Consider the following 24,268-nt stretch of genomic DNA (forward strand, 5'->3'; position numbering starts at 1 on the left):
CCGTTTATTCATTCAGATGTCGGGGAAGCAAACCGCTTTTCCCAAGCGGAACGGTTCGCCATTTCATTTCTGGATTGGTGATAAAGGGCTGTCAGTTCCTCATATCTCTCCATAAGCCTTTTGACATTCCGTTCGAATTCCGTCCGGTTGGCAAAATAGCGATCCCGATCCATTTCGCATATATAGCCAAGCCCCGACGCGGGGTCGAACGTGATCGTGCGCTTGCGGCGATAGGAATCCTGCATGATGGCGCGGACTTCCAGCGGGAAGACGACGGCCTTGCTGTAAAGCATTTTCCGGGGCAGCCTATGTCCGTTGTGGCTCCATTTCCGCATCAGCCTGGCCCAGCGGCTCCCGTGCCGGTGGGGGGAATGGGGCGTCGTTTCATCATGGCTGAAATGGATGGGCCGGATTTTCTCGTTCACCGTCAATGCGCCGATCTCCTTCCGACGCGCGCTCATGTCGAGATTGCTCTCCCAGAAATCGGGGCCCCGCATGACGTCGGCGATCGCCATGTTGATCGCCTGCGCGGTTTCATAATGGAAACTCTTGTTATAGCGATGGAAGAACGATCCCAGCATCTTGCGCATGTCGTCCTTGCTGATGGCGAGGTCGTCGAAGGTCAGATGCTGGACGATATGGTTGCGGACATCGAGATACAGCGTCAGCGGCGATTGCTTGACGGAGAAATCGTCCTGATGGCTGACGATGCCGGGGGCGGTCAGGATAGAGAAGTCATTGGCCAGCGAAAAATAGATGTCGTCCCCTCTGACGAAGAAGGGGAAGGCCCATGTCTGCACGGCCCTGACCGGGAAGCAGAAATACCACCACCCGCCATAGCGGTTCTTCATGGAAAAGGGTTGCGCCAGCGCCATGGACACGACTTCGTGAAAAAGCCGCAGGTCCCGCCGGTTGTCGATGGGGCGGCAATGCCGGTCGAATATGGCGCTGTTTTCCCACATCTGCCATTTATGGGCTTCGGTTATCATCGCGCCGCTGATGGCCAGCCGTGGATTGGCGGAATAGCGAAGGATGGAAATGGTGCGGCGCAGGGATTCCGGAAAGAAGCTGGCGTCGTCATCCATGAAGAGGGCATGAGTGACATTCTCGTGCTGCATGACTTCGAGCAGGCCCCGCGAAAAGCCGCCCGCGCCACCATAATTCGGGTTCTTGATGACCCGGCCTTTGGAAAAACCGATGTTGTCGGTCTCCCCGCCATTGTCGATCACCAGCAGGCTGAAATGGTCGCGCAGGTCGGGATTGCGATCAAAATAGGCCTGAAGCCGGTTGGATGTGCTCTGAACCGCCGCATCCCGCTTGAAGGTGGTGATGACGCCCGTCAGGTTGACGGCGTTGCGTTCCGGGCCCGTCACGACATAATCGAGAGACTGGATCGTCAAATCTTCGATGGCGATGAAGCGGGCATAGATCAATCCATCGAACGGAATGTCCGGCAGTTCGATGATCTGTGTCGCCCCGTCTGCGTCCAGGATCATGTGAACCAGATTTTCCCAACTCTTGTGATGCCTGGCGAGCATCACCTCCAGGACGCATTTCCCCTGAGCCTTGAGATGGAGTTCGACGCGATTCTCCGGTTGGAGATCGAAAAACCGTGCCGGGAAGACATTATAATAGCTATCGAACCGTATTTCCGATCTCTTCAGGGCATAGAAATGGCCGCTCTGGCTATCGTAACCCGCATGGCCATCGCGATGGAAAAACAGATCCGCCTCTGAATTGACGGTGGGATCGGGTGTGATCAGTCTTTGAACGACAGTGCGGTTTCTGGGGACGGAGAAATTTTCTTCCGGTTCCGAAACGATATCTTGTATCAAGTTCTGCTCCGCCGATGAATATCTGAGGCGGGGACGGGCTTTAACGGGTTGGTGGCGGCTTGGGTATCGATTTCTCATATTGTTTTTGGCTAATCCTCGCGAAGCTATCATGCTCAATGATGATAGAGATTGTTGCGATCCCGTTCCGATGGAGCCTCTTGCGCAACATAAGGATAGATGTTTAACCATCTGGGAGATTTGCCTTGGAGGGATGATTGGGCTACATAGGATTTATTCCCGCACGAGCGGGCAGTGAACGTGTGGAGAACAAGAATACACGCCCGTTTGCCGGATTTGAAGGTGGCCTACTGGAACTGAAGCTGCGTCAATTAGTGAATGTATCCAGGTTGGATGAAATCATAATATCTTCAAATGATCCGATCATTTTGGAATATGCCGAACGTTTCGCTCACGAAGTGGACGAGCGCATAGTGCCGCTTGAACGGCCTGACGAGTTTGGCAACAGCGCTACCTCTATGGAACGCTTTATTGCAGATTATATAGCGTATTTGAGAAGCAGCGGGATCATCATGTGGACCCATGTAACTCATCCGTTCGTGACAAGTCGCATCTATAACGAAGCTATCGATGCCTATGAGCGAGCCATTCTGGAAGGGTGCGATAGTCTGGTCGGTGCTACTAGGATACAAAAATTCCTATGGTCGAATGGTAAGCCGTTTAACTATGATAATTCGACAGAGAAGTGGCCCCGCAGTCAAGATTTGCCTGTCCTTTGGGAAATAAATCACGCCATTTATATGATGCCATTTGAGGTAATGCAGGTTTCCGGAGACAGAATCACCAAAAATTCTTTCTTCATGCAAATGGAAGAGGGGGTCGCGATGGATATAGATTGGGAAGGTCAATTTCAGTTGATGGAAGAAATTGCCTTGGCAAGGGTCGCTCGCGGGAAATCATTAATATAATATTATTTATTGATACGAAAGATTATATTTTGTTTTTGCGTTCAGCGGACGAAATTCTATAATCTAAATATTTGAGCCAGTATTGGTAGGCGGTGCTGCATTACTGCCTCGGGATTGTAATAAGTGGAAGTGAGTGTGCTGAGGTTTGGAGTCGTAATATTTTCATGGAGCGCCAGAATACGATTGAAGATGTATTTTCGTGTAATATGAACCGAAAAGAACCATTATGAATATCGACAATCTACTCAGGGAATGCCTGACAACAATAGACTCCATGATGCCGCAGATCATGGAGCGGCGTTTCCAGATTCAATATAAACCGGATGGAAGTCCCGTTACCGACGCGGATCGATTCATCGAAGACCGTCTTCATGCCTTGCTGCAAACGCGCCTGCCCGGGCTTCATTTCGTGGGCGAGGAAAGTTTCGATTTCCAGTCAGGTGGGCAGAGCGGCTATTTCGCCTTGCTGGACCCCATAGACGGCACGGAGAATTTTTGTTCGGGCCTCAAGGAATGGGGTGTATCGCTTGGCATATGGAAGGATGGCATCCATCAAGGCAGCCTGCTTATGATGCCGGAACTGGGCGAACATCTGATGACCGGCGATTCCACGTCTGCGTTACGGTCGCGCATCACCGGCTTTTCCTCATCCTACCATGATGATATCGCCGTCGGTATCCGGGATGCGATTGAGTATCGCGTTACTGGTTGTGCTGTCTATAATATCTATAATGTAGTTCGAGGAAGCTTCGCGCGTTTCGTCAATCCGAAAGGCGCTTATGCGTGGGATTTGTTGCCAGGCGTGATGCTGGCGTTGGAACATGGTTGTTTGGTTAGGGTGAATGATGCAGACTATCACGGGCAATTTCTTGAGCCTGATCGAAAATATCGCGTCGACATACGCAACCGACACAATCTACATCCTGGGTAAGGGGCCGTCGGTCGACCTTGTCGATCCCCAAATCTATGCCAATTCATTGGTCATCGGCTTGAACGACGCTGAGCGTATCGCGCCTGCCGACATCACCATATTCCATGGAAGCTGGGTTAAGGGGGGGCTTCGGGAATCGGGCTATCGTTCACGTCTCTATCTGACGGCGCAGCCGGGATTCAAGGCGGGCGACAAGGCCGTCGTGGAAGCGCCCTTGGTTCATTTGAATCAGGAAACCTCAGAACTGCTGATGCAGCGGATGATGACCGACAGTCTGGAGATTGAAGAGGTTCTCTTCGTAACGGCGCTCAAACTGTCGCGCATGATCGCGGGAATCCGCGGGCGGTCGCAGACCGTCTATATGCTTGGTTTTGATTTCAGCGCCGAAAAGGGTCATAGCCGGGCGCTTGTCCATGACTATGCGGACGATAGTGAAGATGAACGCCTGCTGAAGATCTCGGCGCAGGAATTTTATTTCCTCAACGCACTATATGCGCTGCGTGACAGTCCGCTGGACATCCGTCACGTCGGTTATCGTTCCTTCAGCGGGATCACGCCGGAGGAGTTGAACGGTCACGCCGGAGCTCGGTTCGCTACACCGGAATCCCGAGTGGATGTCGTCGCGGAATTGACGACCAATCATTTTGGCGATCGTTTTCGGCTGGAAAAGATGATCCGCGCCAGCAAGGCGGCAGGTGCCAATTACATTAAGTTGCAAAAGCGCGACGTTGAGAGCTTCTACAGCCGAGAGCAGCTATCCTCGCCCTATAATTCTCCATTTGGCAGGACGTTTGGTGACTATCGACATCAGCTTGAACTAAGCCAGGAAGACTTCCTGTTCGTGGATGCGCTGTGTCGCGATTTGTCCATGGGCTGGTTCGCATCCGTTCTGGATGAACCCTCCTTCCATGTCATGGTGGATATCGGAGTTCCGATGGTCAAACTGCCATCCACCATTTCAGAACATAAGAACTATCTGAAGTTCGTGGCGGAAAATTACCGGGGTTCAGTAGTGCTTTCTACGGGCATGACAGATGAAAGCTATGAACGCTTCGTGACGGAGGCTTTCGTCGAATGCGAAAAAATCTATTTGCTGCAATGCAATTCAGCCTATCCTACGCCGCTTGAACATTGCAATATCGGTGTGGTCCGTCATTATCATGGCCTGTCGCGGCAAAATCCTCGCATCGTTCCCGGTTATTCCAGCCATGACCACGGATGGAAAGCTTCGGCTCTTGCTGTCGCGGCCGGCGCGCGGATGCTGGAAAAGCATGTCAAGCTTGGAAACACGGAATGGGCCCATTTCGATGCCGTGGCGGTGGACCTGACTACTTCCGATTTTCGGGAGTATGTCGATCATATTCGGGAAGCCGAACTCATCATGGGTTCGGACCAGAAAAGGGTGAACGAAAGTGAGCACCATAAATATCGGAAATAGATACGGTTATGCGGTTGGTCATGGTGCTTGGGATGAGTGTTGACGAGTAAACGGATGTGACGGCTAACTGAATGTGGCATTCTTGATCCACGTTCCACATCCCTTGCGCTTCTGCTGCGTCATTTTGGGCTGACGCGGCATAAGCGCAAGGGATGGGAGGGTATCCCGGTGGAGGTGGACTCTAGGGTCTGTGGGGATTCATCGTGAGTTGATGATGGTGGCTGCGAGGTGGATGATGGCCTTGAAGCTAGAGCATCGAGCGTTTAATCGTACCCATAGCCTGCGGCATTGAAGTAGTTGCGACATTCCTCGGTCGGGTAGAGGTCGCAGATGCTGCCGACCGCGCGCCAGAGGTCATCGATCGTCCTTGCCCCGATGCGCCTGAGGTGCGCTTTGAGTTTTGAAAAGGCCATCTCGATCGGGTTGAGATTAGGGCTGTATGGCGGGAGGAAGAGGAACCAAGCGCCGCGCTGCTTGAGGATCATCTTGGCCTTTTCGCTCTTGTGGCTCGGCAAGTTGTCGAGGATCACGACGTCCCCCGGATCGAGCGTCGGCGCGAGCTGGGTTTCCACGTAGATTTCGAAGATCTCTTTGGTCATCGGCCGGTCGATGATCCACGGAGCGGTCAGGCCGTCGCACCGTAATCCTGCTATGAAGGTCTGCGTCTTCCAATGACCGAACGGGACGCGCCCCTTCAGGCGCTGGCCATGACGCACCCGGCCCCGTAGGCGCGTCATTTTCGTCGTGGTCGCCGTCTCGTCGATAAAGACCAGCCGGTGCGTCTGCTCCCGCATGCGCGGCTGGCGATGCAGCCGCCATCGCCGTCGAGCCTCGCAGACATCATCGCGTCCGCACTCCGATGCCAGCAGCTGTTTTTTTATATCGGAAGCCCGCTCCGAGAAGGGCCCGCGACAACGAGGCGGGATGCGCACGCATCTTTGTTTCAGCCTCAAGCTTGGCAGCAAGCTCGGGCATGCTGATGTCCGATTGCGCCTCCACCCAGCGGATCAGCATCGCCATATACGGCGCAAGCTTTCCTGCGCCCGGCGGGCGCCCCTGGCGTGCCGGAGATGCCGAACCAGTCTTCGCCACACGCTGCACAAGCTTGATCGCGCAACTTACGCTCACACCAAACCGCCGCGCCGCATCACGACGCGAATGTCCCGCCGCCACATGGTCCGATATGCGATCCCGCAAGTCGCTCGAAAATGCTTTCCCCATGATCCACCTCCGACAAAGATGAATCATATTTTCCGGCTTCTGGGAATCCCTGGCCCGATTCCTATTTCAGGCCCGATGCTCTAGTGCAATGACGCAGACGGGAGATTCACAAATCGTCTAGGACATGCGACTCTCCCGTCATGGCCCAGACCGTCAACATCCTCTTGAACGCCGCCGACCGTGCTCGGCTTGAACAAATCGTCGGCGACCGCAACTGCCCGCTCAAGCATGTGCTGCGCGCCAGGATCGTGCTGCTCTCCAGCGACCGCTTGCCGGTGCTCGAAGTGGCCCGCCGCGCCGGCGTCAGCCGACCTGCGGTCTGGCGCTGGCAACAGCGCTTCGCTGAGGAAGGCGTCGATGGTCTTCTCCGCGACAAGACGCGCAAGCCCGGTACGGCGCCGATCGCCGCGCCCGTCGTCGCACGGATCGTTGCGTTGACCTGCTCCGAACCGCCCGGTGCCGTGACCCATTGGACCGGCCGCGCAATGGCCAAAGCCTTCGGCGTCTCGCTCCGAACCGTCCAGCGCATCTGGCAGGTCCATCACCTCCAACCCCACCGTCTGCGAACCTTCAAGAGATCGAGCGACCCCGCCTTCGCCGCCAAGGTCGAAGACATCGTCGGTCTCTACATGGCCCCGCCGGCTCACGCCGTCGTCATCTCGATCGACGAGAAGAGCCAGATCCAGGCCCTCGACCGAACCCAACCCGGTCTGCCGTTGAAGCCGGGCAAATGCGGAACAATGACGCACGACTACAAACGCAATGGCACGACCACCCTGTTCGCCGCGCTCGACGTCCTCCACGGCACAGTCGTCGGTCGCTGCATGCCCAAGCACAGGCACCAGGAGTTCATCAAGTTCCTCAACGCCGTCGAGCGCGCCGTTCCTGCCGGCAAGGTGATCCACGCCGTCCTCGACAACTACGCCACCCACAAGCATCCGAAGGTCCTGGAGTGGCTCGCCGATCATCCACGCTGGGTGTTCCATTTCACCCCGACCTCGGGCTCATGGCTCAACGCCGTCGAGAACTTCTTCTCGGCGCTCACCCGAAGGGTCATCCGGCGCGGCGTCTTCACCTCCGTCGTCGACCTCCAGGACACCATTAGCGCTTACATCCGAAAGCAGAACGCCGACCCTAAGCCCTTCGTCTGGACCAAGCCGGCCGAGACCATTCTCGCCAAACTCAGGCGGCTGCCTGTACCAACCGACTGAGTCAGTGCACTAGGATAGGTTTTGCAGGCACGCATGGCGATGCGCTTGAACTCCTTGAGCTTGCAGAAGAAGGTCTCGATCAGGTGCCGCCACGTATAGATTACGGCGTCGATCCTGAATTTTGCGCGCGAGCCGGATGTTGCGAGATGATGATGCAGGGCTGCGCTCGTTGAGTTCGGCGACGGGTGCATTGATGTCGAACGCCTTGTCGGCGAAGCGCATCGGTGAGCGCGAGAATTTTGGTCGTCATGCCGTCTTTGGAACGACCAATGGCCTGGCCCTGAGTCTCCCTTTTGCGCCCTGCCCATGGCGGTGAACCTTCACGATCGTGGCATCGATCATTGCGTATTCCATGTCCGGTTTGGCTGATAGCGCATCGGGATATGCGTTTGAAAACATCCTCTTCACGCAATCGCGAAAGCGCCGGAAGGCCGTGCTCCAGTTACCGAACCGCTCCGGCAGGGCCCATGCGCGCGATCCATAGAACTGCCTCCATGAACAGTCCGTTGTTCCTACCGTTCCGCCTGGGATCAGACAGCTTAACCAGGCAATGCGGCTCGATCTTCGTCCACTGGGGTCTGTCAGAATGTCGCGATCCATCCCGAGCTTGAATCACATTCCATCCCACCTCGCGAATCCCCACAGGCCCTAGAACGCCCGCCCGACCGCAACGGCAGGCAGGACCGTCGAGGCAATGATTCCGAAGAAGCGCTGGAATTCCGCGACGGGCGAGTTGGAGATATAAACCACATCGCGGTTCTTCATCGCGAAATTCTGCATCGCGAAATAGGTGGCGGGGTCCTTCATGTCGATGCGGTAGATGACCGGGATGCGCCCCTTGTCGTCCTGCGCTGCTCCCATGGAACCGCCGGGCACTGCTTGCGGGTCTTCCCAGCGGAACAGGAACACGCCCTTGGGGTCGGCCCGCCGGTCCTGTAGCCCCGCCATGCGGCCCATCGCCTGCGCCAGGGTGATGCCCCGCGCTTCGAAATTTACTTCCTCGTTACGGCCCGCCGCGCCCAGAACGGTGAAGCTGTATGGTTGGAAGACGGCGGTCACGATATCGCCTGGGCGCAGAATGACATTCTGGCGCGGATCGGCGATCACATCGGCCAGCGCCATGCTTTCGACCTGATCGCCCCGCGTGATTTGGACCGTCATCTTGTCGACCGGCTGCTTCGTGCCGCCCGCTGCGGCGATTGCGTCCAGCAACCTTTCTCCCTTGGGAGAAAGCGGCATGCGCGAACTGGTGGCGACTTCCCCCACGACCGTGACGAGCGATGTCGTATATTGGGCGAGGCGCACCGTGACCTGCGGCATATGCGCCTTGCCCGACAGACGCGCCACGATGTCGCGCTCGACCTCCCCCAGAGTGCGGCCTTCCGCGCGGATATGTCCCGCATAGGGCACCACGATGTCGCCTGCCGGGCCCACCTGCATTTCCGGCAGCGGCGTGGCGGTAGCGGTGTCGAGCGCCGTCATCCGTCCCAGCGTGGACCCGCCGAACAAAGCGGCGGGCGGCGCTTCCCAAATGGTGACGGCCAAGATATCGCCCCGTCCGATAACCTGTCCTGTCGGCTGCGCAGGGGGGAGGGTGTCGGCAAAGCTGGTACGGACTTGCTGCGCTTGGATTTGCCGCGCGATCTGGTCGGTGATGGTGATAACGCGCACACCTTCAATCGTCCCATCGGCAGCCGACTTCTTCGTGATCTGCCCTCGGTTCGGCCCCACGGACGTGTCGAACCCCGCACAGCCCGGCAGCAGGAGCAGCAGCGACGATGCGGGGATCAGGGCTTGGGCAAGGGAGGATCGCATGGTTCTGAACTCGTTGCTTCAATGTGTCGGTAGTGAGCAATGCCGTCATCGGCCTCGCTTGCAAAGCCTTTATCGCATGAAGCGCTGATGGACCGCGCAAGATAGGTCCCCCAGGAAGCGGGGCTGGAGAGGCGCAGGATGCTTTCCGGTGTCAACTGCCTCCGCCAGCGAAGGAAGGCGATGGCGCACAACGCTCGTGCTGTGAGGGTGATGGCGCTCCTCCAGCGATAGGTGCGGAGACGACCCGGCTCTTCCGGTCGCTCGCGGACCACGAGTCTGGCGGGGCGGCGCATGACATGGGGATGCCAGTCCCGTGCCTCGACAGCATAAGGACCGTTCGACCTCCCGAACGGAAGGAAGAGATCGCGCAGAAAATGTCGGTAGACGATAGCGCTATCGGCAGATGGCGGGTTTCCGCATGGAAGGGGCGGAAGCGGTGCGGGATGCGGCGGCGAAGGATCGCGCGTTCGCAGAAGCAGCGCCGCATGATCTTTTCCGGTCCAGCCCAGCAGATCGTCTGATCCCCTGTTGAAGGCGCTGATACCCTCGATGGCGGCGGCAGCGCGGGCATAATCGTAGGTGACGATGGCGTTGATGACGCCGCCCCATGCTGATCGCGCCAGCCGCCGCCGCGAAAACCGGCCATGGGCTTCGCACAGGAACAGCATGTTACGGCGGTCGTAGAAGGCGTGCCAGGGCTGGGCCTTGAGCGCGAAAGGCATGTGCCATACGGCGATGCCCGCCCAGCTGATCGTGCGGAAACCGGAGCGCGACAGGCGGTAGCCGAACTCCACATCGTCGCCGCGGATGAACAGGGGCAGCGGCAGGCCGCATTGCCGGACGGCTTCCATCGGAAAGGCGAAGCACCACCAACCGTTGAAGTCCGGCTGGTGATGGAGGGCGACGAAATCGCGCCCGGCATCGGTCGTCACGTCGCACGGCTCCGCGGGCGCGATATTGACGATGGCGGGGCGCGAGGGATGCAGGCGGTCGCCGCAGGTGAAGAGCTTGCTGGGATCGTAAAGGTCCAGCATCGCGCCGCCGATGCAATCCTGCTTCCCCACATAACCCAGCACCGTGGCGATTCGGGCCAATAATAGCGGATGCGCTTCTATGTCGTCGTCCATCAGCAGGACATGGGTGATGTCCGGCTGGTCGAGGCTTTCGAGGATGCCCCGCGTGAAGCCGCCCGCGCCGCCCAGATTGGGCTGGTCGATCATGGTGACAGTGGGAAGCGCGCCCGAAAGCGTTTCCATCCGCCGCGCGATGCCGGGTTTACCCTGATTGACGATGAACAGTTGTTGGAAAGGGCTGCCCGCTCCGGTGAGGAGGGGAAGGTTGCGCGCCAGCATGTCCTCCCGCTCGAAGGTGCAGATGATCCCGGCCAGCCGCACGTCTCGTTGGGGAGGCGTGGTTGCATGCCAGCAAAGGTCGCGGATTTGCGCCCCCTCGGACAGATGAATCCGCGGGATCAGATAGCTGGCATTTTCTCCCTCCGGCAGCGCCACCGGCAGTTCGACAATGCCATCCTCTTCCGCATGGTCCGACGCCGCGACGATTTCCTCTTCGCCTTTCTCAGCCCATCGCCGCAATATTTCGACCCGCGCGGTGCCCGAAAGGCGAAAGCGCAACGCGATTTCGGTCAGGCCGGCATGGCGGCGCCAATAGCTTTCGAAGAACAGATCGAACAGCCGGTCGAGGCGGATCGTCAGGGCGCTGCGCGCCTCGATCCGTCCGGCTTCGAACGCCGCCGCATCGCTGAGCATGCCGCCGGGAAACTGCTCCAGCGCCTCCAGCAGGGCGAAGAGGGGAAAGGCGAAACGGTCGCGCTGTGCTGGCGATCCAGTCATCTTTCCCTTAAGCGGCCTTCAGGCGACGCGTTGCTGGAGATAGGCGGCCGCGGCGTCCAGCGCGCGGTCGATGGTCACGTCCATGTCGAGATATTGATAGGTGCCCAGCCGTCCGGCGAACGTTACCTGCTTTTCCTGCGCGGCCCGCTCCTGATAGGCTTTCAGCAGATCCATGCCGCCCACGAGGTTGATCGGATAATAGGGAATGTCGTCCGGCCCGCAGGCACGGCTATATTCGCGGAAGGCGACAGTCTTTTCGAGACGGCCTGCTTCCCATGGCGCGAAATGCTTGTGCTCGGCGATGCGGGTGAAGGGGACGTCGCTGTCCGGGTAGTTCATGACCGCCGTCCCCTGATAGTCGCCCGTCGCCCGGATCATCTCGAAATCCAGCGTGCGGTAGCTGAGGCGCCCCAGATCATAATGGAAATAGCGGTCTATGGGGCCGGAATAGAAGAGATGCTCGAAATCCTCGGTCAGGTCCTCATGACGGCATCCGGTGCGAAGCTCGATCAGCGGGTGGTCGAGGATCGCCGCGACGATGGGCGTGTAACCGTCGCGCGGCATCCCCTGGAAGCGATGGTTGAAATAATTGTCGTCATAGTTGAAGCGCAGCGGTAGGCGCTTGAGGATCGAGGCGGGCAGCATGGACGGCTCCATGCCCCATTGCTTGCGCGTATAGCCCGCGAAGAACGCTTCATACAGCTCCTCGCCGACGAATTTCATCGCCTGCTCCTCGAAGGTCTGCGGGTCTTCTATGTCCGTGCGGGATTTGGACGCCACGAACGCGCGGGCCTCGTCGGGCGACATCGCCTTGTCGAAGAACTGGTTGATGGTGTGCAGGTTGACCGGCATGGAATAGACCTTGCCGCGCACCGTCGTCTTGACCCGGTTCACATAGGGTTCGAACGTGCCGAAACGGCGCACATAGTCCCAGACGCGCTCGCTGTCGGTATGGAAGATATGCGGGCCGTAACGGTGGACCATCACGCCGGATTCCGCATCGCGCTCCGTATGGCAATTGCCCGCGACATGGGGCCGCTCGTCCACGATCAGCGAGGGGATGCCTGCTTCCGCCAACTCGCGGCCGATGACCGCGCCGGTAAAGCCCGCGCCCACGATGCACACTCTCGCCACGTTCGTTCTCCGTTCAGTTCGCCATCATGCTATTGTGCATGGCGATGCCCTCGTGCACATCCTCGAAATGTTCAAGGCGGCCGTCGTTCATGACATAGAGCCGGGTGCAGTTGGTTTTGATATAATTCATATTGTGCGAAACGATGATCATCGCCTTGTGCGCGCGCTTGACGAACAACTCTTCCTTGCTCTTCGCGTTGAACTTCGCGTCGCCTACTGCCATCACCTCGTCGATAAGCAGGCAATCGAAGTCGATCGCCATGGAAATGGCGAAGGCGAGCCGCGCCCGCATGCCTGACGAATAGATCTTGATCGGTTGGTCCAGAAAATCGCCCAGCTCCGAAAATTCCTGCACGAACGGCAGCTTTTCCGCGGCATCCTGACCATAGATGCGGCAGATGAAGCGCAGATTGTCGCGTCCCGTCAGTCCGGACTGGAACCCGCTGGCGAAAGCGATCGGCCATGAAATGCTCATCGACCGGCTGATGGTGCCGCTGGTAGGCTTCTCTCCACCGGAAATCAGACGGATGAGCGTGGATTTCCCCGCGCCGTTGCGCCCGATGATGCCGACCTTCTCTCCCATGGAAACCGTCATGTCGACGCCCTTGAGAACCTGGATCGGTCCCCGGATCGAATGATATCTCTTGGTCACCTGTTCGAGGACGATCATCAGCTCAGCCTGTGCTCCACCGTCAGGCGGCTAATCCCCAGGCCGATAATGCTCAATCCCATGCACCAGGCGATGAGATAGGACAGATCATATTGCGCGACGAAATGCGATCCGAAGAAGCCGTCCCGCAGCATTTCATTGGCATGGACCAGCGGAATGTATAGGACGATCTCATGCATGCCGTGCGGCAGGCCCGACACCAGGAACATCGCTCCGGACAGCGGATAGAGAATATAGATTGCGGGAGGCCAGAATTTTTCCACCAGCGACGACAGTTCGGACAGCGCGCCCAGCGTGATGGACAAGCCCATCGAAAACCAGGCCAGCAGAAACCAGGCGAACGCCACCTTAAGAATATCTTCCGGCGGCGAAATCTGCTCTGAGAAGAGGGAGAACACCACGCTCAGGACAACGAACGATGTGGTCGTCCCCGCGATCTCCAGGAACATGCGGGCCAGATAGATATCCAGCATCTTCACGGGGCGATGCTGGAGCAAGGCCTGATTGGGTTCGATGGCGTTGATGCAGCGTCGCGACATGTTGCGCCAAAGCTGGATCGCGGAATAGCCCGTGATGGCGAACGCGACGATGGGGATGCCCGAAAACTGGTTCAGGCCGCGCGCCGTCCATATCCCGGCAACGAGCAGGGTCACGATCGTCGGTTCGATGAACAGCCAGAGGAAGCCTATATTCTGCCGTCCGTAACGGGTCAGCATCTCGCGCATCAGGAGTGCGCCGATCACGCGGCGCTGCACGGCCCATTGCTCGCGGAAATTGCCGCCGAGGCCCGGCGGCACCGGCTTATCCATCAGTTCTGATGCTCCCTGATGCCGGCGATCAGCAGCGACAGGATGCCCCAGGCGACCATCCCGACGATGAAGGTCGCGATGATGCCGCGCAGCCGCCGCGGTTCCAGCGCGCTGTCGGGTTTGTTGGGGTTGACGATGCGCTCCACATAGACCTGCTTGCGGCGCGCTTCGTTCTGCGCCTCCTGAAGCGAAGCCATCGCTCCGGCGAGCTGCCGTTCGGCAAAGCTGTTTTCCAGTTGCAGCCGTTGATATTCGACGGCGGCGGCGGCCAGCGACTTGTTCTTGTCGCCCGCCACGCGGCCTGCCTGGTCGTAGATTTCGTCGCTCAGAATGCGCGCGCGCTTTTCCAGCACGGGGATTTGCGGGTTCTGCGGCGTGAAGGCGCGAAGCTGGATCAACTGGCTCCTGACGGTGATGAGTTCGTCCTGGAGCTTCGACACCATCTGAAGCTGGATCGCGGCCTGCTGCTGGGGGTCCACGACGCCCTGCTGGTTGCGATAGGCCGCCAGCGCCAGCGCGGCTTCGCGCGACTGTTTCTTCGCCTGCTCCACCTCTGTTTCGGCATATTTGATGAGGTCGTCCCGTCCCCGCGTATTGAGGCGGTTGACCATGTCTTCGGCCAGCTCGAGCAGGCGCGCGTTCAGTCTGTAGGCGTCCTCGCTGCTATAGGCACGGACTACCAGCGTGCTGATCGCCGTGCGGGCGTCGGCTGAGACATGGACGCGGCTGGTATAATATTTGAACAGCTTCTCGAACGACCCGTTCAGGCCCAGGGGGTTGAAGCGGTCGAAGATGGAAACGCCCGAATTGGTATAGGCTTCGGTGACGGCGCCGTCCTTGTTCAATTGCTGGAGGGCGGTGCGGGACAGGATATATTCGGACGTTGCGTAAATCTCGTCATTGGCGTTGTTGAAGCCGGCCGATTGCAGCAGCAGGCCCACGCCGTCGCTGGCGGCCTGCTTGGGCGCCTTCACCACGAAACGGGATTCGGAAATATAGATGTCCGACGCAAATATACCGAAATAGAGGATCGATAACAGTGTCGGGAAGATAACCACCGCAAGAAACAGGTTGCTCTTCTTGCGCAAGATGTCTGTCATGATATTCCGTTAGCTTGCGGCGATGATAAGGCTTCTGCACCTAGAGCGGGGCCATGGGCATGTCCACCGATTTTTCCGTGGAACGTCCGCGGCTGGACGGATCTGCCGTTACCCGACGATGACAACTTCCGCTTCCAGCCGACGGGCCTCGCCAAGATCGTGCGTGACATAGAGGATCGGCACCTGGCTGATGTCGGGGATGTGCCGGATCATGTCCAATATCTCCTCTTTCCGGCGCGAGTCGACGGAGGAGAGCGGCTCGTCCATCAGGAGCGCGCGCGGATAGGACAGGAGCGCGCGCCCGATCGCCACGCGCTGCGCCTCGCCGCCCGACAGCGTGTTGGGCCAGCGATCCAGCAGGTGTGCGATCCCCAGGAAATGCGCCAGATCGTCCAGAGAGAGAGGCGATGAGGGTTTGCGGCCATAAAGCAGATTGTCGCGTACCCGCATGTGCGGAAAGAGGCGGCGGTCCTGAAAGACATAGCCCAGCCGGCGCCGGGCGGGCGACAGGTCGAGGCGTCGGTCGCTGTCGAAAAGCGGCGCTTCCGACACGCGGACGTGTCCGTGATCGGGCCTGAGCAATCCCGCGACCATATTGAGGATGCTGGTCTTGCCGATGCCGGACGGGCCGATCAGCGCCACGATGCGCGCCTGCGTCCGGTGGCATAGCGCGATCCGGCGCTTGCCGCGCTGGAGGGTGACGTCGATGTCAAAGGACATGGCTGTTGGTTCCCGCCCCCGCCCTGCGCGCCAGCAGTTCGGACAGGATCAGCGCGCCCAGCGACAGCAGCACCGACATGATCGCAAGGCGGCTGACGGCGGCCTCGGCGCCCGGTATTTGCAGGGCGGAATAAATGGCGATGGGCAGGGTTCGCGTTTCGCCCGGTATGTCGGACACGAAGGTGATGGTCGCCCCGAACTCCCCGATGGCGCGGGCAAAGCCCAGCACTGCCCCCGCCAAAAGGCCCGGCAGCGAAAGGGGGAGGGCAATGGTGTAGAAGACCCGGAAGCGGCTCGCACCCAATGTCCGGGCGGCCTCTTCCAGCCTCCGGTCGACCGCTTCGATGGACAGGCGGATCGCGCGCGTCATCAGCGGCAGCGCCATGATCCCCGCCGCCAGCGCCGCCCCCGTCCATCGGAAGAGCAGGGTGATGCCGAACCAGTCGAGCAGCCAGCGGCCCACCGGCCCATTGGCGCCGAACAGCAGCAGCAACAGCCATCCCGTCACCACGGGCGGAACGACCAGCGGCAGATGAACCAGCGTGTCGAGCAGCAACTTCCCTGGAAAGCGCCACCGCGCCAATATCCAGGCGAAGGCGAAGGAGATGGGCAGCATCAGCGCCACCGCGGCCATGCTGACCTTGAGCGACAGGCCGATGACGGTCCATTCTTCAGGACTGATGTGCCAATCTGCCACGAACTGGAGGGACCTTTAAGGAAATATTCGAAATGATTGCCGATAGCGCCTTGCCGCCCTATCGGCCTTTCAGCCTGTTTCCTGCAAGAGGGCAATCGTCTTCATGACCTTTACCGGAGCCTCCCCGAAATGAAGGAACTGATCGCCTTCGACCTTGACGGCACTTTGGCGGAAAGCAAGCAGCCCCTGGACGATGCGATGGGGCAGGCGCTCGCGAGGTTGCTCGCCGCCGCCCATGTCGCGGTGATTTCCGGCGGCGACTGGCCGCAATTCGACAAGCAGGTCGCAAGCCGCCTTCCGGCCCATGCCGACCTGTCGCGCCTTTGGCTGATGCCGACGACGGGGACAAAGCTCTACACGCATCGGGGCGGCCAATGGTCGCCGGTCTATGCCGAATTGTTCGACGAATCGCGGAAGCAGACCATATTTGCCGCCTTCGACGCTGCGCTGGAGGCGACCGGCTTCGTCCCCGAACGAACATGGGGCGAGCGGATCGAGGATCGCGGCAGCCAGATCACCTTCTCCGCCTTGGGCCAGCAAGCCCCGATCCATGCCAAGGAGCAATGGGACCCCGATTTCGCCAAGCGCAAGATCATCCAGGCGGACCTGCGCCAGCGTCTCCCCGGACTGTCGATCAATATGGGTGGGGCGACCTCCATCGACATCACGCGCGAAGGGGTGGACAAGGGCTATGGTCTCCAGAAACTGCGGGACGCGAGCGGGATCGCGCTGGATGCGATGCTGTTCGTCGGCGATGCCATCTTTCCGGGCGGCAATGACTATCCGGCCAAGGCACTGGGCCTCGACACGGTGCGCGTGCGCGATCCGCTCGAAACGCTGGCGGTGATCGAAACCATCATCGCCTGCCAAAAATAGGCCGGTTCAGGGCGCGGTGAAGCCATAACGGCCAAGGATCGCGCGGCCCGTCCCCGACAGCAGGAATTGGCGGAAACCCTCGCCATCGCGGTGCGTGCTGGCCTTGAGCCGCGCCAGCGGATAGCGGATCGGCGCATGACTGCCAGCGGGAAACGCGCCCACGACGCGCACCTGCTTGGATGCGCGGGCGTCCGTCTCATAGACGACGCCCAGCCGCGCCGCGCCCCTTTCGACCAGCGCCAGGGCACCACGCACATTGTCCGCGCGCGCGACTTTTCCCGAAATGGCGGGCCAGACTCCCAGGGTGGTCAGCGCGGCCTTGCCATATTTTCCGGCGGGCACGCTGTCAGGATCGGCCATCGCCAGCCGCGAATCGCCGAGCGCGCGGGCAATCGGCATGCCGCGTCCGATGCGCAGCCGGACGGGTTGGCCAGCGGGCGCGACCAGCACCAGGCGGTTGCCCGCCAGATCGGCGCGGCTCCCCCGCCACAGCAAGCCCGCCCTCTCGACATCGTTCATCCAGTCCTCGTCCGCGGATATGAAGAGGTCGGCGGGCGCACCTGCCTTGATCTGCCGCGCCAGCGCAGAAGAACCGGCGAAGGACAGAATCGGGCGCGCATGGCCGTTGGCCGCCCATGCGTCGGCGGCGGCGTTCATCGATTCCTGAAGGCTGGCAGCGGCCAGAACCAGCGGCCCTTTCCCCGATGCCGCCATGGCGGAGGGAAGCAGGGCGGCGAACAGCAGAGAAAGCCATGCCGCCGCGAACGATAATCTGCGGCTCATGCCTTTCTTGTGCGCCACCCGCTGCGGCGAGACAAGCAGCCTCGATCAGTCCGCCCCGTGCTGTGCGATGGTTTGCAGATGCGTCAGCAGGGCATCGCCATTGGTAGCCCATGTGAAGCGCAAAGCGGTTTCGCGCACGGCTTCGCGATCGGGAGGGTTGTCGAGCAGGGCTTGTATGGCCGCCGCAATCGCTTCCGGTTCGCGTTCCACGATCCGACCTGCCTCGGGCCGGTCCACCAGTTCGCGCGCCCCGCCCACATCGCTGATGACGATGGGCGTGCCGCAGGCCAGCGCCTCCACCCATGCGTTCGCCAGTCCTTCCGATGCCGATACCAGCGCCATGACATCGGCGGCGGCATAGATGCGGGGAAGGCGGTCATGCGGGACCGAGCCGAGATAGCCTATCCGGCGGTCGACCCCCAATTCTTCCGCCAGCTTCTCCAAAGTACGCCGATATTGCCCCTGTCCCGCGAACAGCAGGGTGACATCGGGCAGGTGAGGCAGCGCGCGCACCAGCAAATCCTGCCCCTTGCGCGGGATCAGCGCGCCGACGCACAGCACCACCGGCCCTTCGAAGCCCAGCGCTTCCTTGGCGGCCGCGCGATCCGCTATTTCGAAGCGTTCCAGATCGACGCCGGTATAATGCACCCGGATCTTGTCGTCATCGATCCCCATTTTCGCCATGGAGCGCTTCATCGCAGCCGACACGGCGAGCAGTCCGCCCGCTCGATCCGCCGCGCGTTTCACCATCTTGCGGGTGCCCGGACGAGTGCCCCAATAATGGATGTCCGCGCCCCGCGCCTTGACCGAATAAGGAATGCCCAGCGCCCGTGACAGCCGCTGCGCCACCGGCCCGTCGGGAAAGAAGAAGCTGGCGTCGATCACGTCGAAGGGCTTTTCGGCATGGAGCCGCCGGATCAGCGGCAATATCGCGCGGGTCATGCCGTAGACGTTGGTCCGCCCGCCGAACTTCGGGATGATCCGGAAAATGGGGCGATAGACCGTCATGTCCTGCCATCGTTCCCGGCGCGGCAATGCCAGCAGCGGTGCGTAGCGCGCCGCTTTGGACAGCGGCCATGGCGGCAAGCCGATGGGCGCGACGACGGTGACATGGACGTCCGGACGCCCCGCCAGTTCGCGCGCCTGCCGTTCGACGAACACGCCGAAATTGGGACGGCTGATGTCCGGGAAAAGGGTGGAGAGCATGAGGACGTTCAGCGTCATGACCTTCTTCCTTACACCTCCATGGTTACTGGATGGTTAGGGAGAAAATCCACTTTTGCCTAGGAAGGATCGTCATTCCGTTCCGATGGCGGGCAAGGGTGGTCATCCCCTCCATCCAGAGCGCGCATAGCGGGTGATGGCGCCTGTCATAGCTGGCGGATGAGCTGCACCGCCACGGCCCCCCAGGGCGGATCGGTCAGCACCAGTTGGCGGGCATTGGCGCCCAGCGGCAGGATGTGCAGCCGGTCGCCTTCCCGCCCGATCAGCCGTCCGAACAGGAAACGTCCCGCCGGGCGGGGCAGCAATATGTCGCGATTGAGGGCGCTCGCGAAGGCATCGGGCGTGATCTGGCGGCACCAGATGGCGTCCCCGCTGCGATAATCCCCGATGCTGGCGCTGACATGGACGCCGATCAACCCTTCGATCGCCAGCGGCAGCGGAAGCGTCATGGGGCGCGTCGGCGCGCGCGCGCCTTCCGGACCCAGCAGCGCCGCGACCGGCGCGGCGCTTTGGCCTGGCAGCGCGACCAGTTCGGCGGAGCTGACATCCAGCGCCTTGGCGATCCGGTTCAGCCATTTCACCGAAACGGTGCGGGTGCCGGTTTCCAGCCGCCCGATGGTCTGCGCGGTCGTCGGCGGATCGCAAAGCGCCCCAACCTGTTCCAATGTCAGGCCCTTGGCCTTGCGGACGGCGCGGATGCGGGTGATCATTGGAACCTCATATTTACCTATTTGGTTTTCTCTTTCCTACATTCCCTTCCTCATGGCAAGCCGTCTTTCCCGAAAGCCAAGGAGGAGACATGACCGCCATGCATGTGGAACGGACGATCGAAGACCCTGCGGGACGCCCCCGGCAGGTCATAGTCCATCTGGGCGAATCGCCGCTCGCCTGGCTCCATGCGCGGGGGCATCTGAAGGAACGTCATTATGTGGCGGGCGACATGCTGCGCACCGATTGGGAGAAGGCGGGTCTGGGCGCGCGTGTCACGATGCGCTGGGACGGCGCGCCCCGGCAAGGACGGACGGGCGCGGGACGGCCCGACCCCTCCATGGCCCAGCTTTCTGCGCGCGAGCGGTTCGACGGCGCGATCCGTGCGGCGGGGCCGGGGCTGGCCGACATATTGTGGCGTGTCGCCTGCGCGGGGGAAGGGATCGTCGCGGCGGAGCGCGCGCTGGGCTGGCCCAGCCGCGCGGGGAAACTCGTCCTGACGCTGGCGCTGGACCGGGTGGCGGACTGGTATCGGGTTCCGGGGTGATGGCGTGTGTGCGATCATGGGCGGGAAGGCGGATCGTCGGTTTCTCACCTGACATGCTCTGCGAAGGCAGGAGAGGAGTCTCGATCAAATGGCGGAATTGAGATCCTGTTGCGTCTCAAACAGCCATAAGGTTCCGCCTTTCCACGCGAGAAGATGGATATGACGAAGCGCGCCGGACGATCCAGCGGAAGGCGGGATTCTACTGCCCGAAGCGCGATTCTCTGGCGATGGATACGGCTTCGCGCGCGGCGGCGAAGAGCGCCCCGCTCTTCGCCTCGCATTCGCGCTGCTCATAGGCCGGGTCGCTATCCGCGACGATGCCCGCGCCCGCCTGCACATGCATCACGCCGTCCTTGAGCAGGGCGGTACGCAGCACGATGCAGCTGTCCATATTCCCGTCCGGCGCGAAATAGCCGACGCATCCGGCATAGGCCCCGCGCGTTTCCGGCTCCAGTTCCGCGATGATCTCGCAGGCCCGCACTTTGGGCGCGCCCGAAACCGTGCCCGCCGGAAAGCCCGCGAAGAGCGCGTCGAGCGCGTCCTTGCCCGCCGCCATCTGCCCGACCACGTTCGACACGATATGCATGACGTGGCTGTAGAATTCGACGGTATAGCTGTCCGTCACGGTGACGCTGCCCGCCGCCGCGACCCGGCCCACATCGTTGCGGCCCAGATCCAGCAGCATCAGATGCTCCGCCCGTTCCTTGGGATCGGCGAGCAGGCTTTCGCGATTGGCCGCATCTTCGACCGCATTCCGGCCGCGCGGGCGCGTGCCCGCGATGGGGCGGATGGTGACTTCGCCGTCCCGCGCCCGGACCAGTATTTCCGGGCTGGACCCGATGATCGCGAAGCCCGGCAGGTCCAGATAATAGAGGAAGGGCGAAGGATTGATCCGCCGCAACGCCCGGTAAAGCGCGATCGGGGGCAGAGTGAAGGGGCTGGTGAACCGCTGCGCCAGCACCACCTGGAAGATGTCGCCCGCGACGATATAGTCCTTCGCCCTGGCGACCATCCCGGCATAATGCTCCGGCGTCATCACCGGCGCCAGCGCGATGTCGGCCACCTCGCCGGACGCACTCTGTGGCGGGATCGGCCCGGCGAGCCGTGCGGCCACCGCGTCGATCCGGTCGAGCGCTTCGATGATCGCGCGATCGGGATCGCCGGCATTTTCCTTCCACACCGGCGCAACCAGATAGAGCGCATCGGCCAGCCGGTCGAACACCATCACCACCGTCGGCCGCACGAACAGCATGTCGGGAATGGCGATGGGATTGGGGGCAGGGCGGGGCAGCTTTTCCACCAGCCCGATCGTCTCATAACCGAAATAGCCGACGAGGCAGGCGAGCGCGGGCGGCAGCGCCGGGTCCATCTCCGCCCGGCATTCCGCCACCAGATCGCGCAGCGCGTCGAGCGCGCCCTTTTCCTGCGTGACAAAGGCGTTCCGGTCGGTCGCCCATTGCCGGTTGATCTGCGCCTCTTGGCCTTGCGCCCGGAAAACGAGGTCAGGGGCAAGGCCGATCAGGCTGTATCGGCCCCGCACCGCGCCGCCTTCGACCGATTCCAGCAGGAAGTCGCCCCGGTCCGCCTCGAACAGCTTCAATGCGGCGGAGATCGGCGTGTCGGTGTCGGCGATCTGCCGCCGCCACACCAGAGCGGACCTGCCCTGCGCCAGCGCCTCTCGCGCGGTCGCGATGCCGTCCATCCCTGCCGATCCCGCCCCTGCCGCCATGCTATTGCGCGCCGCTGTTGGTCGCGGTCAAAGCGCGCTGCACGTTCGCGACGGCATTGGCGTTGCGCCTGACGCCCATTTCCTTCTCCAGGGCGCGTTCGAACTGCTGGCCATATTCCTCGCCCACGACATTGCCCAGCTGGTCGCGCACCTGGCCCAGCAATTCCGGCTGATCCTTCGCGTCGCCGCTCTTGATCGCGTTCAGCTGCACGACGAAATAGCCGCGATCCTGCCCGATGGGCAGCGTCTTCACGCTCCCCTGCGCCATGGAAAAGAGGATGGCGACTTCGGCCGGGGGGCGCTGCTCCCCGCGCATGATGTCGGCGCGGCGGCCGCCCAGCACCTGCGGCGCGGGCAGCTTCACGCCCGCCTGGGCGATGGCGTCGGCCAGTTTCGCGCCCTTGGCGACCTTGGCCTGGATGTCCTCCGCCAGCTTCTTCGCCTTCTGATTGCCCTGATGGAGCTTGTACTGGATGGCCACCAGCGCCTTGACCTTGGCGAGCGGCGGCGGCGCGGCGGCGACGATCTCGCCCGGCGCGGCCAGCGCATAGCGGCGGTCCGGCTTGATCGGCACCAGCTGCGCGTCGTCGTCCGCGCTCATCGCGAAAACGGGCGCCAGCAACGCCTTCACATCGGCGGTCGGCTCATGAAGCTGGTCCTCGGCCTGCTTGCCGTCCGCCAGCAGCAGCGGCGTCGTCTCCAGCTTCAAGCCATTATCCTTCGCCACTTCCTCGAACGTGCCGCCATCGGCGATCTGGTCCTCGATCTTGCCGGTGAAGTCGGTGAGAAGCTGCTTTTCCTTCTGGGCCTTCAGCGTCTCGACGATCTCGCCCCGCACGGCGGCCAGCGCCTTGGCCGGAATAGCCTGCACCCCCGTGACGCGCAGCAGCACCCAGCCCAGCGACCCACGCACCGGCCCGACCAGTTCACCCTGCTTCGCAGCGAATACGGCGTCCGCCACCGCCTTCGACGCCGAAGCGGTCAGCGCCTCGCGGCTCTGGTCCTTGAGCGTCGAAACCGCCAGTCCCGCGCCCTGCGCGGCTGCGCTCAGCGATTTGCCGCCCTTCACCTGTTCGGCCATTGCCTTGGCCGCCGCTTCGGTGGGCAGCACAAGCTGCTCGACGCTGCGATTCTCCTTCGCGGCATAGGCGGCCTTGTTCCTGTTATAGGCGTCGGCGATCTCCGCGTCGCTCGGCTGCGCGGCCTGCGCGAAGCGTTCCGCATCGATCACGGCAAAGCGGACGCGGCGCTGTTCGGGAATGGTGAAGCGCGCCGCATTGGCCTTGTAGAAGGCATCGAGTTGCGCGTCGGTCGGTTCCTTCTCCTCAAGGAACGCCTGTGCCGGGATCGCCGCGACCGTGCCCTGCCGCGCCTCCAGCAGCAGCGAGGCATAGGGCAGCACCATGCTGTCGGGCAGCTTCACGCCCAGCCCCAGCGGCGCGAGCATCTGCTTTTCCAGTATCTCCCGGCCGATATCCTCGCGCAGCATCTGTTCGGTGATGCGCTGCGTGGAGAGAAGCTGGCGGAACTGGTCCTGGCTGAAATTGCCCGCCGCGTCCTGAAAGGCGGGAATCTGCGCGATCTGCGCGTCGACCAGCCGCTTGCTGATATGGACGCCCTGATCCCTCGCATATTCCCGGATGGTGAGCGCGGAAACCAACTGGTCGTAAATCTGCGCCGCGCCGCCCTGGGCGAAGAAATCGGCGATCTGCATCCCCGGATTGGACCGGCGCGCATTTTCGAACACGCGCTGCACCCGGTCCTGATATTCCGTCATGGTCAGGCGCGATCCCCCGGCCTTGGCCACGGTTTCTCCCGCCCCCAGCATGCTGCCGGTGCCGAACTTGCCGCTGGTGACGTCGCCCAGGATGAAGGCGGCGGCGATCAGGCCCAGGAACAGAATGGCGAAGACCGCACCGAACTTGGAATGGATGAGACGGCGAAAAGTCGTGAGCATGAATAAAGGCTTCCGAACAGCGGCGGTGAGGCGGCCCGCTTTAAGGGCGGATCGGCGCGGCGGCAAGCTCTGGCAGGATGGGGCGGG

General features: G+C 61.3%; 21 protein-coding genes and 1 pseudogene. 6 read left to right on the forward strand and 16 right to left on the reverse strand.

Features of this window, described 5'->3' with window-relative positions; translation table 11 throughout:
- Positions 1-8 precede the first annotated feature (8 nt).
- Positions 9-2,024: a glycosyltransferase family protein gene (locus SCLO_RS15865; protein WP_123905530.1), complete on the reverse strand. Its 2,016-nt coding sequence runs from the start codon at positions 2,022-2,024 to the stop codon at positions 9-11.
- Positions 2,025-2,050: 26 nt separating this feature from the next.
- Between SCLO_RS15865 and SCLO_RS15870 the strand changes: the two genes are divergently transcribed.
- The 3 genes from SCLO_RS15870 (at position 2,051) to SCLO_RS15880 (ending at position 5,130) form a co-directional block, all read left to right on the forward strand.
- Positions 2,051-2,761, forward strand: coding sequence for an acylneuraminate cytidylyltransferase family protein (locus tag SCLO_RS15870; RefSeq protein WP_083949174.1), 711 nt, complete (start codon positions 2,051-2,053; stop codon positions 2,759-2,761).
- A 226-nt stretch (positions 2,762-2,987) separates the two neighbouring features.
- Positions 2,988-3,692 carry an inositol monophosphatase family protein gene (locus SCLO_RS15875; RefSeq protein ID WP_083949173.1) on the forward strand — a complete coding sequence of 235 codons (705 nt, stop codon included), beginning with the start codon at positions 2,988-2,990 and terminating at the stop codon, positions 3,690-3,692.
- On the forward strand, positions 3,631-5,130 hold the full coding sequence (locus SCLO_RS15880) for an N-acetylneuraminate synthase family protein (protein ID WP_066520515.1): 1,500 nt from the start codon (positions 3,631-3,633) through the stop codon (positions 5,128-5,130). The genes SCLO_RS15875 and SCLO_RS15880 overlap by 62 nt, the downstream gene beginning before the upstream one ends.
- Before the next feature lie 263 nt (positions 5,131-5,393).
- Here SCLO_RS15880 and SCLO_RS15885 read toward each other — a convergent pair.
- Positions 5,394-6,351 (reverse strand): IS630 family transposase gene (locus SCLO_RS15885; protein WP_096362173.1). Its coding sequence is split into 2 segments (ribosomal slippage): positions 5,394-5,999 and positions 6,001-6,351, totalling 957 coding nucleotides; the frame shifts between segments, so codons are not numbered across the junction.
- Positions 6,352-6,491: 140 nt separating this feature from the next.
- Between SCLO_RS15885 and SCLO_RS15890 the strand changes: the two genes are divergently transcribed.
- Complete coding sequence (locus SCLO_RS15890; RefSeq protein ID WP_066522499.1) at positions 6,492-7,562, forward strand: IS630 family transposase; 1,071 nt, start codon at positions 6,492-6,494, stop codon at positions 7,560-7,562.
- A gap of 17 nt (positions 7,563-7,579) precedes the next feature.
- On the opposite strand, the pseudogene SCLO_RS23015 reads toward SCLO_RS15890, so the two are convergent.
- The 9 genes and pseudogenes from SCLO_RS23015 to modB all read right to left on the reverse strand — a co-directional run.
- Positions 7,580-8,162, reverse strand: a pseudogene (locus tag SCLO_RS23015) (transposase); the annotation flags it as partial.
- Between the two features lie 48 nt (positions 8,163-8,210).
- The gene (locus tag SCLO_RS15900) at positions 8,211-9,377 is read right to left on the reverse strand and encodes a polysaccharide biosynthesis/export family protein (RefSeq protein ID WP_066519462.1); all 1,167 of its coding nucleotides are present in this window, start codon (positions 9,375-9,377) and stop codon (positions 8,211-8,213) included.
- On the reverse strand, positions 9,350-11,227 hold the full coding sequence (locus SCLO_RS15905) for a glycosyltransferase (protein ID WP_066519461.1): 1,878 nt from the start codon (positions 11,225-11,227) through the stop codon (positions 9,350-9,352). Before SCLO_RS15905 ends, SCLO_RS15900 begins: the two co-directional genes overlap by 28 nt.
- Before the next feature lie 18 nt (positions 11,228-11,245).
- Positions 11,246-12,361, reverse strand: coding sequence for a UDP-galactopyranose mutase (gene glf / locus SCLO_RS15910; protein ID WP_066519459.1), 1,116 nt, complete (start codon positions 12,359-12,361; stop codon positions 11,246-11,248).
- Positions 12,362-12,374: 13 nt separating this feature from the next.
- Positions 12,375-13,031, reverse strand: a complete 657-nt coding sequence (locus SCLO_RS15915) for an ABC transporter ATP-binding protein (protein ID WP_066519457.1) — start codon at positions 13,029-13,031, stop codon at positions 12,375-12,377.
- A complete protein-coding gene (locus tag SCLO_RS15920; protein WP_066519449.1) occupies positions 13,031-13,840 on the reverse strand; it encodes an ABC transporter permease in 810 nt (269 codons plus the stop codon). The genes SCLO_RS15915 and SCLO_RS15920 overlap by 1 nt, the downstream gene beginning before the upstream one ends.
- Positions 13,840-14,940: a hypothetical protein gene (locus SCLO_RS15925; RefSeq protein ID WP_066519446.1), complete on the reverse strand. Its 1,101-nt coding sequence runs from the start codon at positions 14,938-14,940 to the stop codon at positions 13,840-13,842. Before SCLO_RS15925 ends, SCLO_RS15920 begins: the two co-directional genes overlap by 1 nt.
- A 108-nt stretch (positions 14,941-15,048) precedes the next feature.
- Positions 15,049-15,660, reverse strand: a complete 612-nt coding sequence (locus SCLO_RS15930) for an ATP-binding cassette domain-containing protein (RefSeq protein WP_066519444.1) — start codon at positions 15,658-15,660, stop codon at positions 15,049-15,051.
- Entirely contained in the window at positions 15,650-16,294 is a 645-nt protein-coding gene (modB, locus tag SCLO_RS15935) for a molybdate ABC transporter permease subunit (protein ID WP_066519481.1), read from the reverse strand. Before modB ends, SCLO_RS15930 begins: the two co-directional genes overlap by 11 nt.
- A gap of 192 nt (positions 16,295-16,486) precedes the next feature.
- Between modB and SCLO_RS15940 the strand changes: the two genes are divergently transcribed.
- On the forward strand, positions 16,487-17,233 hold the full coding sequence (locus SCLO_RS15940; protein WP_066519437.1) for an HAD-IIB family hydrolase: 747 nt from the start codon (positions 16,487-16,489) through the stop codon (positions 17,231-17,233).
- Positions 17,234-17,239: 6 nt separating this feature from the next.
- Here the strand turns inward: SCLO_RS15940 and modA are convergent, their stop codons facing one another.
- From modA to SCLO_RS15955, 3 genes are all read right to left on the reverse strand, one after another.
- On the reverse strand, positions 17,240-18,016 hold the full coding sequence (modA, locus tag SCLO_RS15945) for a molybdate ABC transporter substrate-binding protein (RefSeq protein WP_066519435.1): 777 nt from the start codon (positions 18,014-18,016) through the stop codon (positions 17,240-17,242).
- Positions 18,017-18,061: 45 nt separating this feature from the next.
- The gene (locus SCLO_RS15950) at positions 18,062-19,240 is read right to left on the reverse strand and encodes a glycosyltransferase (protein WP_066519434.1); all 1,179 of its coding nucleotides are present in this window, start codon (positions 19,238-19,240) and stop codon (positions 18,062-18,064) included.
- A 146-nt stretch (positions 19,241-19,386) separates the two neighbouring features.
- Positions 19,387-19,950, reverse strand: coding sequence for a helix-turn-helix domain-containing protein (locus SCLO_RS15955; protein WP_066519432.1), 564 nt, complete (start codon positions 19,948-19,950; stop codon positions 19,387-19,389).
- A gap of 89 nt (positions 19,951-20,039) precedes the next feature.
- Between SCLO_RS15955 and SCLO_RS15960 the strand changes: the two genes are divergently transcribed.
- A complete protein-coding gene (locus SCLO_RS15960; protein WP_066519425.1) occupies positions 20,040-20,495 on the forward strand; it encodes a DUF6456 domain-containing protein in 456 nt (151 codons plus the stop codon).
- A 199-nt stretch (positions 20,496-20,694) separates the two neighbouring features.
- On the opposite strand, the gene trpE is transcribed toward SCLO_RS15960, so the two are convergent.
- Together trpE and SCLO_RS15970 are read right to left on the reverse strand one after the other, a co-directional pair.
- Positions 20,695-22,197 (reverse strand): anthranilate synthase component I, encoded by a 1,503-nt coding sequence (gene trpE / locus SCLO_RS15965; protein ID WP_066519422.1) that lies wholly within the window; start codon positions 22,195-22,197, stop codon positions 20,695-20,697.
- Positions 22,198-22,225: 28 nt separating this feature from the next.
- Positions 22,226-24,181: a peptidylprolyl isomerase gene (locus SCLO_RS15970; RefSeq protein ID WP_066519420.1), complete on the reverse strand. Its 1,956-nt coding sequence runs from the start codon at positions 24,179-24,181 to the stop codon at positions 22,226-22,228.
- Positions 24,182-24,268 lie beyond the last annotated feature (87 nt).

The organism is Sphingobium cloacae (assembly GCF_002355855.1).
In the GTDB taxonomy this organism is placed as follows: domain Bacteria; phylum Pseudomonadota; class Alphaproteobacteria; order Sphingomonadales; family Sphingomonadaceae; genus Sphingobium; species Sphingobium cloacae.